The following is a 16,814-nucleotide window of genomic DNA, read 5'->3' on the forward strand; positions in this document are numbered from 1 at the left end:
AACAGATGTCAGGTTAAGACGATGGCAAAACTCTGACAAAGAATGATTTAAGGTAATCCGTTTCGGGAATCGCTGGATGTACCGGGTGGTCTGCACCCTGATGCCCCTGATCAAAGATCTGAGCATTACGATCCAATTCGCGGCTATTACTACGAATAATATCGATCAAGCGATCACGTTGAAGATGCATAGAGCATGACGCAGACACCAAGATTCCGTCTTTCTTCAGAAGACGCATGGCGAAATTATTCATACGGGAGTAAGCACGCTCACCGTTACGAATATCCTTTTTCTTCTGAATAAACGCAGGCGGATCCAACACAACCACATCAAATTTTTCTTTATCTGCAATCAGAGACTTACAAATATCAAAGGCATCGCCGTGGAAGCCTTCGAAACGATCAGACGCATTGTTGATACGCGCGTTCTCAGCAGCCACTTCTAGAGCAAAGTGGGAAGCATCGACACAGATCGCCTGATTAGCACCAGCAGCCAAAGCCTGCGCGCCCCAGCCACCTACGTAACTAAACAGATCCAGTACGCGCTTACCTTCAACATGTTTTTGCATCTGAGCACGGTTATTACGGTGATCGTAGAACCAACCAGTTTTCTGGCCTTTCTGCAGTGGCGCTAGCAGTGGTACAGAGTTTTCCATCAACGGACACAGCTCTGGGATATCACCTTGGATGATCTCTGTGTAGGTTTCCAAGCCTTCCATATCGCGCATTTTGCCGTCGTTACGCAGCAAAATCGCTTTCGGCGTGAACACTTTGTTCAATGCGTCGATAATGTCATCTAGCACCGCTTCCATGCCGGCTGTAGAGATCTGTACAACAAACACATCGTAGAAACGATCAATCACTAGACCTGGTAGAGCATCACTGTCACCAAACACCAAACGATAGCAATCATCAGTAAAGCAGCTTTCACGCAGTGATAGCGCCACTTTAAGACGGTGAATGATTAAGGAACGATCCAAAGTGTATTTAAGATCACGACTGACGATTCGACCGCAAATCAACGTATTTGGGTTTACATAAGCAACGCCTAAAGGTTTGCCTTTGTCAGTTTCGACAATAACCTGCTGGCCCGGCTCAAAGCTCTTCAGCGGTGTCGCGCGGTTATCCACTTCGTTACTGTAGATCCAAAGGTGACCACCACGCAGCCTGCGTTCAGCCCCACTGTTTAGTTTTAGAGTTTGCAGTGACATGTTTTTCCTGTTTTACAGACAACTGTCCCGGCATATAGCCGGGACAAGGTATTTATTTCTCAGGCCGAGGCCCTAAATCTGACTTAAGCTTCAGATTCGCACAGATCGTTGTAAGCTTCTGCGCTTAGTAGTTCGTTCAACTCATCAGCGTCGCTTAGCTTCAATTTGAAGAACCAACCATCACCGTATGGGTCAGAGTTAACTAGCTCTGGAGAGTCTTCCAGATCTTCGTTAACAGCTACAACTTCACCACTTAGCGGCGCGTATACGTCAGATGCAGCTTTAACAGACTCAACAACACCTGTTTCATCACCTGATTCTACTTCAGCACCGACTTCTGGCAGCTCAACGAAAACTACGTCACCCAAAAGGTCTTGCGCGTGATCTGTTACACCGATGACAACGGTGCCATCACCTTCAACGCGGATCCACTCGTGACTAGCAACGTATTTCAGTTCAGATGGAATGTTACTCATGTTTATTTCCTACCCCTATGGGTCCTGTTTAAATCGAATTCTTAGTCAAAAACTTTTTTGCCGTTACGGACAAAAGAAGGACGAATTACACGTACAGACACCAACTTGCCTTTACCACGCAGATCCACTTCAGCTGTATCCGTTGTGCCCACAGGCACACGTGCCATAGCGATCGAACAACCCAACGTCGGAGAGAATGTACCACTGGTAATCTCGCCTTCGCCAATGCCGTCTACTACAACCTTCTGATGTGCACGCAATACACCACGCGCTTCCATCACTAGACCTACAAGCTTATGGCTCACACCTGCATCACGTTGCTGCTGTAGTGCTTCACGGCCGATAAATACACGATCTTGCGGTTCCCAAGCGATCGTCCAACCCATATTAGCTGCTAGCGGAGAAATAGTTTCATCCATATCTGCGCCATATAGGTTCATACCCGCTTCTAAACGCAAAGTGTCGCGCGCACCAAGTCCACACGGAGCAACACCAGCATCCGCGAGTGCCTGCCAGAAATCTGCCACCTCATCTTCAGGCAGCATCACTTCTAAACCGTCTTCACCAGTATAGCCAGTTCTCGCAATAAACCAGCCTTCGGACTCTAAACCTTGGAAAACACTTAACTGATCGATCAAGTTAGCGCGGGACTCTGTTACAGCTTGTTTAGCCAACGCTAATGCGTCTGGGCCTTGCACTGCTACCATCGCCAATTCTGGCTGTTCTGTTAGCGCAACGTCATCAAAGCTAGCCGTCTGGTCAGACATCCAACGTAAATCTTTTTCGCGTGTTGCACAGTTCACAACGACACGGAACCACTCGCCAGCAACACCTGGCTCTGTCATTAGGTAGACAATAAGATCATCAATTACACCAGCATCTTCATTCAGCATGCCGCTGTACATCGCCTTACCCTTTTCCTGCAACTTAGCAACATCGTTTGCTAGCAGGTAACGTAAATACTCTTTAGCGTCTGTGCCGGTAACGTCTACAACCGTCATGTGGGAGACATCAAACATACCAGCAGCTTGTCGAACCTTGTGATGCTCATCCACCTGAGAACCATAGTGGATTGGCATATCCCAACCACCGAAGTCGACTAGCTTAGCACCCATCTCTTGGTGCTTTTCGTACAATGCAGTTTTGCTACCCATATTATTAACTCTTATCAGGGGCTAGCTTAGGCCTTGTTATCGTCATAAACAGGTCTTGCTAGGCTTTAACAACTGCTTTTCAGCTCAAGAGCGAATCAATTGACCTGAAAAACAAAAAAAGGGAAGACAATTTATAGGGATTCTCTTCACAGTTCAATCTTTGAACGACAAACTAGGGTTGCGACTATGGTCGGATCAGATTATCCAAGCCGATTATTCTTGAATGCTTCTCTGCGCCAATTGCGGCAAACGACCAGATAACCCCATCGCATCCATCACAATATGATTTTTAACGGGCGATAGTTTATCCAATAAGTTCATGCCCATATTGCGCGCCAAGCAAGCTAAAGGCTGTCTGGTATTAAATAAACGTTTAAAGCTTTCCATAGCTAAGGACATCTGAATATTGTCATTACGGCGTTCGCGCTGGAATCTGCGTAACACCGATTGAGCGCCTAAAGGCTCACCTCGACGCGAAGCGTCCATCAATGTTTCAGCTAACTGAGCGGCATCTAACAAACCTAAGTTCACACCCTGACCTGCCAGAGGATGGATGGTATGTGCCGCATCCCCAATCGCTGCAAAACCCGGCTGAATGTAATGCTGAGCATGACGCTGTCGTAACGGGAAAACACTGCGCTGATCGCACCATTCTATGTCCCCTAGACGGTTCTCAAATGCACGACCTAATTGCTGGCAAAACGCTTCATCTGGCAATGCCATCAATTCATTGGCATGTTCTGGCGATGTCGACCAAACAATCGAGCAGTAGTAGTCGCCCTCTTCGTTACTCAAAGGTAACAATGCCAGCGGTCCATCCTCGGTAAAACGCTGCCAAGCGGTCGCTTGGTGCGGCTGTTCGGTTTTAACGGTGGTCACAATGGCATGATGACCATAATCCCATTCCACCATCGGTAAGCCCGCATGTTGACGTGTTTTCGATAACGCGCCATCCGCAGCAACCACTAGATCCGCTTGAATGATACGACCATCACTCAATTTCACCGCACGACCTTGATCAGACTGGGGAGATAACTCCGTCACTGTCACACCGGTAATCAGTTCTACTGAAGGTTTTTCTAGAAGAACCTGATACAAACCCGCCAGTGTCACACGGTTTTCTACAATATGACCTAGAGCCGGCTCATGCAGTTCTCGCGCTGAAAAGTGAATATGCCCAGTCCCTTCGCCATCCCAAACATCCATCTCAGTGTAAGGACTTAGACGATAATCTTGCATATACTTCCAAGCACCTACAGACGTCAAGATCTGCTGTGAGGCACAGGTAAGCGCGCTGACACGAGGGTCATAGCCCTTGGCTTGTGCGCCTTCAACAAACTCAGAGAAACCACTGATATCGCCTTCGCGTTGTTCTAAAAGCGTGACTTTAATATCGGCATCCGCCAAAGCCGCAGCAAGGGTAACTCCCACCATGCCGGCTCCAACAATAACTACATCTGAATTAAGCACTTGTGCCTGTGTATTTTCTGGCATGATCTATCTCTATTTCAGGTCTGGAGCAGGCATATCTAAGCCCATGGCACCACGGGCAAAAACGGTTCTAGCAGGCGGACAAATATCTAATAGTTGCAGGCCTAGGTTACGGCCGGCAGCAAGCAGAATATTATTATTAGAAAACAGCTTCATAGTCTGATCGCTCAGCCCAATTGTGCGCTGCTGATCTTGTCGTTGCTGTTCGTAGAAATCCTGAAGTACGTTTAAGTCACCTAGATTACCGCCCGCTTTACGAGCTTGAATCAGGTGATCAGCTAAAGCGACAACACCACGTAACGCCAAGTTGTATCCTTGTCCAGCGATTGGATGCAAAGCATGCGCTGCGTTACCTAAGACCACTAAACCCTGACGCACCTGCTCCTGTGCTAAAACCAGTTTTAGAGGATAGGCATGTCGTTCACCCACTTTGACAAAATTACCTGCGCGATGACCAAAACGTTCGTGTAGACGCGCTATAAACTCAGCTTCGTCAAGCGCCATCACTTCATCGACTTGATCATTAGGCACTGTCCAAACTAGACCACAACGATGCTCACCGTTTTGTTCTTCCAACGGTAATAGCGCCATAGGACCCGTATCGGTAAAACGCTCATAAGCAATATCATTATGTGAGCGATCTAAGCTGACGTTGGCTATGACAGCGTGTTGTTCATAGGTCGTTTCGCTATAGTTCATACCCATCCCTTCACGCAATGAGGAACGGCCACCATCAGCCATCACAACCAATTCAGTCGTTAACTGATGCGTCTCACCCTCTTTTTCTAGGGTGACGCCCATCTGGTCAGAGCCATACTGAACATCTGTCACTTCTGCAGGGCAGATAAAATCAATGCGCTTCGCATCATCCTGCTGTAAACGATCTAACAACACGCGTCCGAGCCATTGGTTTTCGACCACATAACCCAGCGCAGGCACTCTTTCCTGCTCTGCATGCAGACGCGTTACACCAAAATGACCTTTATCTGAAACGTGAATATGTTTGATAGGTGCTAAATGCGTTTTTAGCGTTGGCCAAATACCCATGACTTCGTAGATAGAACGGCTTCCATAAGCCAATGCCGTCGCTCTGGAATCATAGCTTGGCTGATACTCCAGAGCACTTTTCTCAGGCATAGGAAAGGCTTCAATTACGGCGATATTCAGATCAAGCTGTTCACTCGCTGGCAGAAGAGCACAAGCTAAACTCGCGCCCACCATGCCGCCACCGATCACCACAATGTCATAGTGCTGTTTCATTTTGCTGCCATTAACGCTTCAATTTCTGCAATTTCTTTCGGCACAGCTGCAGTAAGGTTTTCGTTCCCCTCTGCAGTGATCAAGATATCGTCTTCAATACGTACACCAATACCGCGCCAACGAGGTTCAACATTTTCGTTGTCCGCAGCGATATAGATCCCTGGTTCCACCGTCATCACCATACCAGGCTCTAACGGACGCCATTCGCCATCGACTTTGTAATCGCCAACATCATGAACATCCATACCTAACCAATGACCAATACGGTGCATATAAAAATCACGGTAGCGACCCGCTGAGATCTCTTCACTCAAGGTACCCGATAGCAAACCTAGCTCAATCAGTCCTGCGGTTAACACTTCTACCGACTTTTCGTGTACGGCTTCCCACAAAACACCTGGTTTCGCGAATTCAATACAAGCTTTCTGTGCTTTCAAAACCAGTTCGTATATTGCCGCTTGTTCTAGACTAAAGCGACCATTTACAGGGAAAGTACGTGTAATATCGCCGGCATAATGATCTAGCTCACACCCGGCATCAATTAACACCAGATCACCGTCATTGAGCGGTTCGCTGTTTTCGATGTAGTGCAGCACACAAGCATTTGCTCCGCCACCCACGATCGTCGAGTACGCTGGCTGGCGTGCGCCATTCATCGCAAAGTGGTGCAAGATCTCCGCTTCTAACTGATATTCCATCACGCCGGGCTTACACAGTTGCATCGCCTTGATATGCCCCTGCGCAGAGATCTCACCGGCACGACGCATCATATCTTTTTCTGCATCGCCTTTGATCAAGCGCATTTCATGTAACAGGCAATCCAGCATCACCAATTCAGAAGGCGCAACTGCCCCTTGGCGTACTTTTGCCCTAATCAGGTTAAGCCAGTGTCGAACGCGTTGATCAAGCTCTTCATCTTTACCAATGGAGTAGTAAATTCGAGAAACGCCATTTAATAGGCCCGGTAGAATATCGTCGACTTCATCAATGGCATGGGCTTCATCCATGCCATAGTCATTAACAGCGCCTTCAGGCCCTGCACGATAGCCATTCCAGATCTCCATCAGCTTGTCACGATTACGACAGAACAGCACCGATTCACCATCTGTACGACCCGGCATCAATAGCAACACAGCATCCGGCTCGTTAAAACCTGTTAAATAGTAAAAGTTGCTATCCTGACGAAATGGATATTCAACATCGCTATTGCGCTGCTTCATCTGCGCAGAAGGAATAATCGCGATACTGCCCGGTGACATCTGCGCCATCAACGCAGCACGACGTGCGACAAACTGATCAAGACCGATCTTCATTAATGCAACCTGTTGTTTTCTGGCTTAGCTTTAGCAAACTCTTTTTCTTTCTTTTCTAACGCTTTATTACACTCGGTAAACAGCATCAAAACAGCCATACGCACATATTCTTGAACTTCCATCAGATCAGCTTCGTTTTCATCAAGCTCTTCCAGATCGGAAGAGATTTGTGCGATTTGACCAAGGTCATTTAGCGTCTCTTTCGCTTCAGGCGATAAGCTGGCATCTGTATGTTTGCCATAGAGACCGAATCCACTTAGGAAGCTCTGACACCAACGCCCTAGCGATTCAGCACGCATAGAGATCTCATCCTCATCATCTGGAAGCACCATATCGAACTCCAGATCCATACTTTCCATACAGCCAAGCGTAGCGGTGTAAAGATTCGTCACCACAGACTTACTGCTATCTTGAGAGAGCGATTCTATATCGAGCAATTCATTAACAATTTTCTCCAACGCCGCTGGTTTTAAACGTGCACCCGCAGCTAAATGTCCCGAGATAACTCCGTGGAGTTCTGAAGGTGAAACAGCTCTCACCCCCTCCTCTACAAACATATTTGCGATAAGTTCAAAATCGGGTAGATCTACAGGTACATTTTCTAAAGACATGAATCGAATCCATCAATAATATCGTGCTGTTAATCCTAGCATTTCAACACTTCCTGTGCAGCGTCATTGACCCACAGACAGGGGCTGATTATAGTCCTGCTGAGAATAATTTAGCTTTAGGGGCATTCTTTCTGCATGACTGAGCATTACTTTAACGCGCTGGAACAGAAAATCGATCAACTTCTGGAACGCTGCGAACAACTAAATCAGGAAAATATTCAGCTGCGTGCCCGTGAACAACAGCTTAAAGAGGAGCGTGCTCAACTAGTACAGCTCAACGAACAAACGCAATCCAAAATTCAAGCGATGATCATGCGACTTAAAGCGTTGGAGCAAAACAAATGAGCCAGCCAGAATCCCAACCTGTCACTATTACTCTGCTCGACAAAGAGTTTAATTTTAACTGTCCGGCTGACGCAGAAGCTGAATTATTGGCTTCCGCAGACTTTCTTAATGAGAAAATGCTAGAGATCAGAAAAACAGGCAAAGTATTAGGACTTGAGCGGATAGCAGTGATGGCAGCGCTCAACTTGGCTCATGAGTTATTACAATCGAAGCAAGCAAACACCAGCAATATTGAAGAACGCCTACGTCACCTTGGCAACAAAATTGATCAAGCGTTAATCAACGAAACACAAACTGCTGACTCGGACAGTTAACCACTGTCCTTGAAAACTTTTCAACTTAAGAAAAGTGTTTATTTAACAGCCAGTTACAGCACCACCTAGCAGAAAATATTTTTATTACAAGTCCTGACACCGGCATCATAAAGGGTATAATAAAAACATGCCCTGGGGTGTTCGACCGTTGGTTACGTCCCTCGAGCCGATAATCACACTTTTGGGGGTTGCTCGTAGTTTCTGGTGTGCATGTCCGATTTACCGGAAAGCCTAATGATACTCAGTAACCACCTCCTTGAACCTTCGGGTTCAGGGCCATATCCGACACCGGCACCTTGGGGATCTTCATTTCACAATGACTCAACAACGCAAACAACTCCGCCAGCGTATTCGTCAACTCAGACGCTCTTTAACTCCTCTACAACAGGAACAAGCCGCACAAGGTTTGCTAAAGAATATACGCACCCGCGCAGATTTCAGACGCGCTAAGAGTATCGCTATCTACTTACCTAACGATGGTGAGATAAACCCTGAACCGTTGATTCACTACTGCTGGAAATTAGGCAAGAAAGTCTACCTACCGGTATTGCACCCTATTCTTCATAATCGCTTATGGTTTACGCCGTACACAAACCAAACGCCGATGATTAAGAATATCTACGGTATCCGTGAACCTAAACTGCAACCGCACAAACGCAGAGCCGCTTGGGCGATAGATTTAGTTTTGCTACCTCTAGTCGCCTTCGATGCAAAAGGCAATCGTATGGGCATGGGCGGCGGATACTATGACCGCACATTCGGCTTTAAAAATCTGAAGAAAAGCATAAAAGGACCAAGCCTTATCGGGCTGGCGCATGAAATTCAGAGAGTAGAAGAGTTACCTGTAGAGAGCTGGGATATCCCTCTAACATCGATTGTTACTGATAGCAGAAGCTATCTATAACGCAATTGAAAGCTTAACTGTTAAAGACTTGCTCAAACAGGGAAGCAAACTGGAAATCTGCATGCGATACGCCGGTCATTACAGACCCTAGTACAAACACGACTACCAAGATTAGAACCAGATCAGGACCTTTTTTCATTATTCTGCCTATAAGGTTTACCACACATTAAACAAACGCTCGTTTACTTAATGCCCGGCCGTAGTTTTTCATAAATACAGTTTTTTGCAACCCCTTATAAATCATGGGGCAATAAAACTATCGGCCAGTTACATAATTATTTTAATCCAGAATTGTAAAAAGAGCCAATTACCTACTGATTTATAAACTTTTTTGCAGAAAATTAAGAAAAATCATCATAAAAGGTATGGTTAACATCGAGAAAAGTGTCTGTCCGGTGATAATGGCAGCCATCATTTGCACATCCCCACCAAGCTGACGCGCCAGAATATAAGAGGATGCAGCCGTTGGTAAGGCCGCGTACAACCAGATAATTTCAGCATTTGGCAGCCCCAATACAACACAGATCAGAAAGGCCAATAACGGCATTAATAACAGCTTGATCAACGAGGTCACACTTAGCGCTTGGCCACTTTTCATTAGGACCTTAAAGCTCAGTCCTGCTCCTACAGATAACAGCCCCAATGGCAGAGCCATACGACCGAGGAATTCAGCGATAGGCATCAGCAGATCCGGAAAACCTACCCCCGTCTGATTTAACAACAGACCACACAAGCTTCCGACAATAAGGGGGTTCTTTAACAACGCTAACAACACGCTCTTAAAATCTTGAGTTCTACGAGTAAAGTAGGAAAAGACCAGCACACAGCAGAAATTCAACAAAGGGATCATTAGCGCCATTACCACTGCACCTACCACTACTCCTTGAGGACCAAACAAGGTTGCCGAAGCAGCCAAGCCCACATAGACATTAAAGCGAATTCCACCCTGATAAATGGAGGTAATCCCGGCAGCATCGACCTTCAAGAACGGTTTAGCCAAAAAGACCAACACACTACCACCCAAAACCAGCAACACAACAGCCAACCCCACCTGATCCAGAGGAACAGCAGTCATATCTGTACTGGCTAAACGGGACACCAACAAAATAGGAAACAGTACAAAGTAAGTGGCCTTTTCCGCCTGCCCCCAAAAGTCATCGGTTAGAAATCCGCTCTTTCTCGCCGCATAACCTAATAAAATAAGTGCAAATACCGGCCATAGAGCACTGATAATTTCGATCATAGTGTTATAGTGATCTTATAAAGTTAATAATGATGTACAGAGTGGAGCCTACAATGATGACATCTCTTGTCTTAACCGTCATCGGTCCTGATAAACCAGGTCTGGTCGAAATGCTAGCGCAAACCATTACTGAAAATGGCGGCAACTGGCTAGAATCCGGTATGTCCAGATTAGCTGGAAAGTTTGCCGGCATTCTAATCACCGAAGTTCCTGAAGATAAAGCAGCCTCATTAACTGCAGCGCTAACAGCGCTAGACGCTCAAGGCTTGAAGGTAACAGTTGAACAGTCTTCAGCACCAGAAGTCACTGGCGCATCTCAGCACTTTAAACTTGAGTTGGTTGGCCATGACAAACCTGGCATCGTGCGTGATATTTCTAGCGCACTAGCTAAACGCCACGTAAACGTTGAACGCCTAAACACAGAACTCGTGTCTGGTTCTATGTCGGCTGAATTGCTGTTTAAAGCAGAAGCTGAGCTACTCGCATCTAGCGACCTAGACTTAGATGAGCTGCAACAGGATTTAGAAAATATTGCTAGCGATCTAATGGTTGATATCAGCTTAGATAAATAAACCATACCGCAGACAAACAAAAAACGCGCTTACCTTTCTCAAGGCAGCGCGTTTTTTTATTTCTAAGATGAGCTATTAACCACGCGCATCCAATTTAGCCTGACCACGCTTCACTGCTGCACGTACTTGATTTGGCGCTGTACCACCAATGTGGTCACGTGCTGCTACAGAACCTTCAAGCGTTAGCACTTCAAATACATCCTGCTCGATCGTATCGGAGAACTGAACAAGCTCTTCCAACGTCATTTCACCTAGATCTTTATTCTGCTCGATGCCGTAGGCTACAGATTTACCTACAACTTCGTGAGCATCACGGAAAGGCATACCTTTACGCACTAGGTAATCCGCCAAGTCAGTCGCTGTAGAGAAACCGCGAAGCGCTGCTTCACGCATACTGTCTTTCTTAGACTCAAGCGCAGGCACCATATCAGCAAATGCACGTAGACAACCTTTCACTGTGTCGATTGCATCAAACAGCGGCTCTTTATCTTCTTGGTTATCTTTGTTGTATGCCAGTGGCTGAGACTTCATCAACGTTAGCAAGCTCATCAAGTGACCGTAAACACGACCGGACTTACCACGTACTAATTCAGGTACATCTGGGTTCTTTTTCTGCGGCATGATTGAAGAACCTGTGCAGAAGCGATCTGGCAGATTGATGAAATCAAACTGAGCAGATGTCCATAGAACCAACTCTTCAGACATACGCGTTAGGTGCATCAACAAGATACTAGACGCGGAGCAGAACTCGATCGCGAAATCACGATCAGATACAGCATCCAAAGAGTTCTCAGCCGGAGCATTAAACTCAAGTAGCTCGCAAGTTAGGTCACGCTGAATCGGGTAAGTCGTACCCGCAAGTGCTGCAGCACCTAGTGGCATGATGTTGGCGCGCTCACGGCAATCTTCGAAACGGCCGAAGTCACGCGTTAGCATCTCAAACCACGCAAGCAGGTGGTGACCAAAGGTCACAGGCTGAGCTGTTTGAAGGTGCGTAAAACCTGGCATGATCGTATCAGCTTCACGCTCAGCAATACCTAATAGGCCCTGCTGTAGGCGCGTAATTTCAGCCAAGATTAGATCAATCTCATCACGTAGGTACAAACGAATGTCGGTCGCCACTTGGTCATTACGAGAGCGACCCGTGTGTAGTTTCTTACCTGTGATACCAATTTTCTTAGTCAAAGCCGCTTCGATGTTCATGTGTACATCTTCTAGCTCAATTGACCATTCAAATTCGCCACGCTCAATTTCGACACGAATTTCGCCAAGACCACGGATAATATCGTCACGCTCTTCTTCTGTAAGAACGCCTGCTTTTGTCAGCATCTTCGCATGAGCAATAGAACCGCGAATATCCTGCAGATACATACGCTGATCAAATTCAACGGAAGCCGTAAAACGCGCAACGAAAGCATCCGTTGGCTCATTAAAACGACCGCCCCACTGCTGGTTAGTTTTATCACTCATGGGAAAACCTCAAATTACTCGGAGACTTAATCAGCTATTTTTAGCCGATATCACAAAATTTGCGCGACATTATATCACGCCCTTTCGCTTGAGGTGTCTATATCGCGCCCTGCAATCTGCTACAATCGGCAACAAATATTAAATATGCCGTATTTGAGACTACTTTTATGAGCAGAACCATCCGCATTGCTACCCGTAAAAGCCCATTGGCCCTATGGCAGGCAGAATATGTAAAAGCCGAGCTAGAACGCCATCACGCAGATATTAAGGTCGAATTACTCGGCATGGTATCTAAAGGCGACAAGATTCTAGATGCACCGCTAGCCAAAGTGGGTGGTAAAGGTCTGTTTGTAAAAGAGCTAGAAGAAGCAATGCTAGCCGGTGAAGCTGATATCGCGGTTCACTCCATGAAGGATGTACCGATGGAGTTTCCAGAAGGCTTAGGTTTGGCCGTGATCTGCCCACGCGAACAACCAACCGATGCTTTTGTTTCTAATACTTACAACAGCATTGATGAACTACCTCAAGGCGCTGTAGTCGGTACCTCTTCTCTACGTCGTGAAGCGCAAATTCGTGAAAAACGCCCTGACTTAAAGATCAAATGGCTTCGCGGTAACGTCAATACACGTCTACGTAAATTAGATGAAGGCGAGTACGATGCGATCATCCTTGCCTCTGCAGGTCTGATTCGTCTAGAGATGCCTGAGCGTATTCGTTCAGAAATTTCTGTAGATTTCAGCCTACCGGCAGGTGGCCAAGGCGCTGTAGGCATTGAGTGCCGTACAGATGATGCTGAACTGCATGCACTTCTTAAGCCTCTACACGACACCGAAACGGCTTGGCGTGTAACGGCAGAGCGCGCAATGAACAAGCGCCTTGAAGGCGGTTGTCAGGTACCGATCGCCTGCTACGCGACACTGAACGATGACAACTCCGAACTATATCTACGTGGCCTAGTTGCAAAACCAGACGGTACGTTGATTCTACGCGACGAACAACGCGGCGCTCCGGCTGATGCCGAAGCCATTGGTGTAGAACTGGCTGATCGCCTATTAGCTGCAGGCGCTAAAGAGATTTTGGACGCTGTATATAACAAAGCAGATGCCTAACTCTTTAGCCAACCTTAGGGTTCTGGTGACACGTCCTGAGCATCAGGCCCAAAAGCTTACCGAACAACTCCGCGCCCTTGGCGCGGAACCAATCCCCTTTCCGCTACTCAAAATCCAACCTATCTCTGAAACTGATGAAAACTTTCATCCGCTGAAACAACACATTTTAGATCTAGATCTATTTCAGCATGTCATTTTTATCAGCCCTAATGCGGTAGAGCTTGGTTATGAGTGGATCGACTTATACTGGCCGCAACTGCCACTTGGCGTACAGTGGCTAGCCATCGGAAAGCAGAGTGCGGCTGTATTGAACAACTATGGTATAGATGCCTATCACAGCCCTCTGGGGTACGATTCAGAAGCGCTATTAGCATCACCGGCGCTACAACAGATTACTGGCGATAAGATTTTAATTATGCGAGGCCAGGGTGGACGGGAAAAATTAGCCACTGAACTTCGTGCACGGGGAGCAGAGGTTAGCTATGCTGAACTCTACCGCCGTGAATGTCCTGCATATTCCGACGCTGATATTGCCGATGCCCTTTTTATTCGGCCATTAGATGCCATATTTATCAGCAGCGGCGCAGGACTCGACAATTTACTGGACTTGATACAGCGCCCTAATGGGAAATTCAGCACTGATTCACTATTACGCTGTCATCTTGTTGTGCCCAGTGAACGTATTAAAAAAGCTGCCGAAGCAGCTGGATTCAACAGAGTAACCACGGCCTCGGGGCCAGACGATCAAGCAATGATCGACACCCTGAAGCAGTCACTGACTTTTGCGGAAATCGACAGATGAGCAACAAAAAGAAACAATCGCAGGAAGACAAGAAAACCACTCAAGATTTACCTGCAACTGAGGTTGTTGAAGAAGTGGTTGAAGAGACTACTGAAGCAGTCGCTGAACAGGAAGAAGCCGCTGTAGAAGAGACTAAAAAAGAAGCAGAAGATACAACGGCTGAAGCAGACAATGTCGCTGCAGCAGAACCATCTGCTACTGAACCAAAAGCAGAAAAAAAGAAGAAGCCTGCAACATGGCCTGGCAAACTAGCACTGCCTATCTCTATCATCGCTTTAGGTGCTGCTGGTTACCTTTACTGGCTATCTCTACAACAGAGCGATAGCGTTGCTCAGAACAACGCTGCAATTGAAGCTCAGGTTAGCTCCTCTCTAAGCGACGCTCGCGGCTCTGTAGATCAAGCTTTAGCTGGCATGAACCAAACATTGGGCCAACTAAAATCTCAAAGCCAAGCAGACAAAAACAACATTGATGAACTGCAAGCACGTCTTACTAAAAGCATCCAACAGGTGACAGCTAACCAGAAAACCAATCGTAAAGACTGGCTTCTGGCTGAAGTGGAATATCTATTACGTCTCGCTAATCAGCGCGTACTGATGGAACAAACATCTGCAGGTGCACTGAAACTACTGAAATCTGCTGACAAGATCCTTAAAGAGACTGACGACGTTTCCATTTACGATGTACGTAAGGCTTTAGCTGCTGATATCGCAGCATTAGAAGCAGTACCAGTATTGGATACAGAAGGCGTATTCCTGCAGCTTGGCGCATTGAACAATCAGGTACAAAATCTACGTTTAATCCCAATTTCTAAACAGCACAAGCTACCTGATCTATTAGAAGAAGTTACGCCAGAAGTGGTCGAAGAGTCTTGGACTGCCGGTCTAGAAGAATCATGGAGCAAAGCAACCGACAAACTTAACAAGCTTGTGGTTATCCAGCACCGTGACGAGCCAATTGAACCATTACTATCACCACAGCAAACATACTACCTACAGCAAAATCTTCACCTAATGCTAGAACAAGCTCAGCTTGCTCTACTACAGCGCAAGCAGTCATCTTATGATGCCAGCCTAAACAAAGCGCACGATTGGGTTTCTACTTACTTCGAGCAAAGCGACGGCACTACACAAAGCTTGCTGCGCGGTATTTCTGAGCTGAAGAGCGTTAAAGTAACGGCTGAGATGCCAGATATTTCTGGTTCTCTTCGCAGCCTGAAGAACTACCTTGCTCATATGACAAAACTTAAGGAACAAGGGGCTTCATAATGAAAAAACTTGTCCTACTTCTGCTGATCATTCTTGCTGGCGGTGCATTCGTCGGTGAGATGATGATCAAAGATTCAGGCTATGTCTTGATCGCTTATAACCAAACAACGATCGAAACCAGCCTGTGGGTTCTTCTCATCGTTTTGGCTGTAGGTTTTGTCATTGGTCACTGGCTATTAAACTTAATCACTCATACTCAGTTGCCAACCACTAAGCTAAAAGCTTGGAAAGATAACAGAAACCAGCTAATCAGCCGTCGTAAGACGCTGAAAGGTCTAACTTCTCTATCTGAAGGCAACTGGGCTCAAGCACAGAAGCAGCTGGCACAAGCCGCTGAGCGCTCTGACCTGCCGCTAGTAAACTACCTAGCTGCAGCAAAAGCTGCACATGAGCAAAACAATGAAGCTGCAGCTGACGAACTTCTACAAAAGGCACGTAACACAACGCCTGAAGCCGAAGTAACTGTTGCTATCTCTCAAGCTGAGATTCAACTATCTCGTGGTCAGCTAGAGCCTTGCCTAGCAACACTTCTACGTTTGCGCACACTCGCGCCTAAAAACACATACGTAATGAAGTTGCTGAAAGATGTTTACCTTCGTCTGAATGACTGGAAAGCACTTTCTCAACTAATTCCTGCACTGCGTAAACACCAAGCGCTGAAAACGGAAGAGCTATATGAACTAAGCGCAGAATGCTGTACTCATATTCTTGAAGACAGTGTTAGCAAGCTTCCTGTGGAAACCAGTGAAGAAGACCGCCTAAAAGCATTAAGCGATGCTTGGTCTGATCTGCCGACAGAGCAAACTAAGAATGGTGAAATCGTTCAGCGCTACACCGAACTACTTGTTTCTCTTGGCGCCGAAGATCGTGCAGAGCAAAACCTTCGTTCCTTGATTAAGAAAAACTGGGACGAAAAACTGGTTACGTTGTATGGCCGCATCAATGGCGAGAATGCCAAGAAGCAGCTTGATAGTGCACGTAGCTGGCAGAAAGCTCACGCCGAAAGCCCTGAACTATTATTGACGCTAGGCCGTCTATCCCTGCGCAATGAGCACTGGGGGCAGGCAGTTAAGTATTTTGAACAAAGTCTTGAGCTAGATGCAAAACCAGAGACTTTAGGTGAGCTAACGCGCCTACTTCGCCACCTAGGCGAAGATGAAAAGGCCCAAGGTTTACTACAAGAAAACCTAAGCATTGTGGCATCAGGCTTACCTGAACTACCAATGCCAGTAGAGCAAAAAGCTAGCGCTTAATAGCCTTACAAGACCATAA

The 16,814-nt window shown here is 46.6% G+C and carries 18 protein-coding genes and 1 other RNA gene; 9 read left to right on the forward strand and 10 right to left on the reverse strand.

Translation table 11 applies throughout. The annotated features are described in order from the left end of the window. Positions 1–13: 13 nt before the first annotated feature. From ACMXYX_RS16575 to ACMXYX_RS16605, 7 genes are all read right to left on the reverse strand, one after another. Positions 14–1,210: a class I SAM-dependent rRNA methyltransferase gene (locus ACMXYX_RS16575; RefSeq protein ID WP_415882763.1), complete on the reverse strand. Its 1,197-nt coding sequence runs from the start codon at positions 1,208–1,210 to the stop codon at positions 14–16. An 83-nt stretch (positions 1,211–1,293) separates the two neighbouring features. Continuing rightward, positions 1,294–1,686: a glycine cleavage system protein GcvH gene (gcvH, locus tag ACMXYX_RS16580; RefSeq protein ID WP_415882764.1), complete on the reverse strand. Its 393-nt coding sequence runs from the start codon at positions 1,684–1,686 to the stop codon at positions 1,294–1,296. 41 nt (positions 1,687–1,727) lie between these two features. After that, positions 1,728–2,840: a glycine cleavage system aminomethyltransferase GcvT gene (gene gcvT, locus ACMXYX_RS16585; RefSeq protein ID WP_415897125.1), complete on the reverse strand. Its 1,113-nt coding sequence runs from the start codon at positions 2,838–2,840 to the stop codon at positions 1,728–1,730. Between the two features lie 213 nt (positions 2,841–3,053). Then, the gene (locus tag ACMXYX_RS16590) at positions 3,054–4,334 is read right to left on the reverse strand and encodes a UbiH/UbiF/VisC/COQ6 family ubiquinone biosynthesis hydroxylase (RefSeq protein ID WP_415897126.1); all 1,281 of its coding nucleotides are present in this window, start codon (positions 4,332–4,334) and stop codon (positions 3,054–3,056) included. A 9-nt stretch (positions 4,335–4,343) separates the two neighbouring features. Continuing rightward, on the reverse strand, positions 4,344–5,591 hold the full coding sequence (gene ubiH, locus ACMXYX_RS16595) for a 2-octaprenyl-6-methoxyphenyl hydroxylase (RefSeq protein ID WP_415897127.1): 1,248 nt from the start codon (positions 5,589–5,591) through the stop codon (positions 4,344–4,346). Then, complete coding sequence (pepP, locus tag ACMXYX_RS16600) at positions 5,588–6,904, reverse strand: Xaa-Pro aminopeptidase (RefSeq protein WP_415882768.1); 1,317 nt, start codon at positions 6,902–6,904, stop codon at positions 5,588–5,590. Before pepP ends, ubiH begins: the two co-directional genes overlap by 4 nt. Next, complete coding sequence (locus ACMXYX_RS16605) at positions 6,904–7,515, reverse strand: UPF0149 family protein (RefSeq protein ID WP_415882769.1); 612 nt, start codon at positions 7,513–7,515, stop codon at positions 6,904–6,906. The genes pepP and ACMXYX_RS16605 overlap by 1 nt, the downstream gene beginning before the upstream one ends. Before the next feature lie 135 nt (positions 7,516–7,650). Here ACMXYX_RS16605 and ACMXYX_RS16610 point away from each other — a divergent pair, with 135 nt between their 5' ends. The 4 genes from ACMXYX_RS16610 (at position 7,651) to ACMXYX_RS16625 (ending at position 9,078) form a co-directional block, all read left to right on the forward strand. After that, a complete protein-coding gene (locus ACMXYX_RS16610) occupies positions 7,651–7,860 on the forward strand; it encodes a TIGR02449 family protein (RefSeq protein WP_415882770.1) in 210 nt (69 codons plus the stop codon). Beyond that, positions 7,857–8,174, forward strand: coding sequence for a cell division protein ZapA (locus ACMXYX_RS16615; protein ID WP_415882771.1), 318 nt, complete (start codon positions 7,857–7,859; stop codon positions 8,172–8,174). The genes ACMXYX_RS16610 and ACMXYX_RS16615 overlap by 4 nt, the downstream gene beginning before the upstream one ends. A 126-nt stretch (positions 8,175–8,300) precedes the next feature. Next, positions 8,301–8,481: non-coding RNA, 6S RNA (gene ssrS / locus ACMXYX_RS16620), on the forward strand. 9 nt (positions 8,482–8,490) lie between these two features. After that, complete coding sequence (locus ACMXYX_RS16625; RefSeq protein WP_415897128.1) at positions 8,491–9,078, forward strand: 5-formyltetrahydrofolate cyclo-ligase; 588 nt, start codon at positions 8,491–8,493, stop codon at positions 9,076–9,078. 13 nt (positions 9,079–9,091) lie between these two features. Here the strand turns inward: ACMXYX_RS16625 and ACMXYX_RS16630 are convergent, their stop codons facing one another. Beyond that, positions 9,092–9,217 carry a hypothetical protein gene (locus ACMXYX_RS16630; RefSeq protein WP_415882773.1) on the reverse strand — a complete coding sequence of 42 codons (126 nt, stop codon included), beginning with the start codon at positions 9,215–9,217 and terminating at the stop codon, positions 9,092–9,094. A gap of 180 nt (positions 9,218–9,397) precedes the next feature. Then, positions 9,398–10,321, reverse strand: coding sequence for an AEC family transporter (locus tag ACMXYX_RS16635; protein ID WP_415882774.1), 924 nt, complete (start codon positions 10,319–10,321; stop codon positions 9,398–9,400). Positions 10,322–10,374: 53 nt separating this feature from the next. On the opposite strand from ACMXYX_RS16635, the gene ACMXYX_RS16640 reads away from it, so the two are divergent. Continuing rightward, positions 10,375–10,893: a glycine cleavage system protein R gene (locus tag ACMXYX_RS16640; RefSeq protein ID WP_415882775.1), complete on the forward strand. Its 519-nt coding sequence runs from the start codon at positions 10,375–10,377 to the stop codon at positions 10,891–10,893. A 75-nt stretch (positions 10,894–10,968) separates the two neighbouring features. On the opposite strand, the gene argH is transcribed toward ACMXYX_RS16640, so the two are convergent. After that, positions 10,969–12,363: an argininosuccinate lyase gene (argH, locus tag ACMXYX_RS16645; RefSeq protein ID WP_415897129.1), complete on the reverse strand. Its 1,395-nt coding sequence runs from the start codon at positions 12,361–12,363 to the stop codon at positions 10,969–10,971. Positions 12,364–12,530: 167 nt separating this feature from the next. Between argH and hemC the strand changes: the two genes are divergently transcribed. Genes hemC through ACMXYX_RS16665 form a run of 4 tightly spaced genes read left to right on the forward strand, consistent with a single transcriptional unit; the run spans position 12,531 to position 16,795 of the window. Beyond that, entirely contained in the window at positions 12,531–13,472 is a 942-nt protein-coding gene (hemC, locus tag ACMXYX_RS16650) for a hydroxymethylbilane synthase (protein ID WP_415897130.1), read from the forward strand. A gap of 25 nt (positions 13,473–13,497) precedes the next feature. Continuing rightward, a complete protein-coding gene (locus ACMXYX_RS16655; RefSeq protein WP_415897131.1) occupies positions 13,498–14,274 on the forward strand; it encodes a uroporphyrinogen-III synthase in 777 nt (258 codons plus the stop codon). Continuing rightward, positions 14,271–15,542, forward strand: a complete 1,272-nt coding sequence (locus ACMXYX_RS16660) for a uroporphyrinogen-III C-methyltransferase (RefSeq protein WP_415897132.1) — start codon at positions 14,271–14,273, stop codon at positions 15,540–15,542. The genes ACMXYX_RS16655 and ACMXYX_RS16660 overlap by 4 nt, the downstream gene beginning before the upstream one ends. After that, positions 15,542–16,795, forward strand: a complete 1,254-nt coding sequence (locus ACMXYX_RS16665) for a heme biosynthesis HemY N-terminal domain-containing protein (protein WP_415897133.1) — start codon at positions 15,542–15,544, stop codon at positions 16,793–16,795. Before ACMXYX_RS16660 ends, ACMXYX_RS16665 begins: the two co-directional genes overlap by 1 nt. Positions 16,796–16,814 lie beyond the last annotated feature (19 nt).

This window comes from Neptuniibacter sp. QD72_48 (genome assembly GCF_047778065.1).
GTDB lineage: Bacteria > Pseudomonadota > Gammaproteobacteria > Pseudomonadales > Balneatricaceae > Neptuniibacter.

What these genes read in the sequence shown, in the direction of transcription:
- pepP (WP_415882768.1), bottom strand. Translation starts at nt 6,904, where the DNA reads ATGAAGATCGGTCTTGATCAGTTTGTCGCACGTCGTGCTGCGTTGATG.
- ACMXYX_RS16610 (WP_415882770.1), top strand. Translation starts at nt 7,651, where the DNA reads ATGACTGAGCATTACTTTAACGCGCTGGAACAGAAAATCGATCAACTT.
- ACMXYX_RS16590 (WP_415897126.1), bottom strand. Translation starts at nt 4,334, where the DNA reads ATGCCAGAAAATACACAGGCACAAGTGCTTAATTCAGATGTAGTTATT.
- gcvT (WP_415897125.1), bottom strand. Translation starts at nt 2,840, where the DNA reads ATGGGTAGCAAAACTGCATTGTACGAAAAGCACCAAGAGATGGGTGCT.
- gcvH (WP_415882764.1), bottom strand. Translation starts at nt 1,686, where the DNA reads ATGAGTAACATTCCATCTGAACTGAAATACGTTGCTAGTCACGAGTGG.
- ACMXYX_RS16635 (WP_415882774.1), bottom strand. Translation starts at nt 10,321, where the DNA reads ATGATCGAAATTATCAGTGCTCTATGGCCGGTATTTGCACTTATTTTA.
- argH (WP_415897129.1), bottom strand. Translation starts at nt 12,363, where the DNA reads ATGAGTGATAAAACTAACCAGCAGTGGGGCGGTCGTTTTAATGAGCCA.
- ACMXYX_RS16575 (WP_415882763.1), bottom strand. Translation starts at nt 1,210, where the DNA reads ATGTCACTGCAAACTCTAAAACTAAACAGTGGGGCTGAACGCAGGCTG.
- ACMXYX_RS16630 (WP_415882773.1), bottom strand. Translation starts at nt 9,217, where the DNA reads ATGAAAAAAGGTCCTGATCTGGTTCTAATCTTGGTAGTCGTGTTTGTA.
- hemC (WP_415897130.1), top strand. Translation starts at nt 12,531, where the DNA reads ATGAGCAGAACCATCCGCATTGCTACCCGTAAAAGCCCATTGGCCCTA.
- ACMXYX_RS16660 (WP_415897132.1), top strand. Translation starts at nt 14,271, where the DNA reads ATGAGCAACAAAAAGAAACAATCGCAGGAAGACAAGAAAACCACTCAA.
- ACMXYX_RS16615 (WP_415882771.1), top strand. Translation starts at nt 7,857, where the DNA reads ATGAGCCAGCCAGAATCCCAACCTGTCACTATTACTCTGCTCGACAAA.
- ubiH (WP_415897127.1), bottom strand. Translation starts at nt 5,591, where the DNA reads ATGAAACAGCACTATGACATTGTGGTGATCGGTGGCGGCATGGTGGGC.
- ACMXYX_RS16625 (WP_415897128.1), top strand. Translation starts at nt 8,491, where the DNA reads ATGACTCAACAACGCAAACAACTCCGCCAGCGTATTCGTCAACTCAGA.
- ACMXYX_RS16640 (WP_415882775.1), top strand. Translation starts at nt 10,375, where the DNA reads ATGATGACATCTCTTGTCTTAACCGTCATCGGTCCTGATAAACCAGGT.
- ACMXYX_RS16605 (WP_415882769.1), bottom strand. Translation starts at nt 7,515, where the DNA reads ATGTCTTTAGAAAATGTACCTGTAGATCTACCCGATTTTGAACTTATC.
- ACMXYX_RS16665 (WP_415897133.1), top strand. Translation starts at nt 15,542, where the DNA reads ATGAAAAAACTTGTCCTACTTCTGCTGATCATTCTTGCTGGCGGTGCA.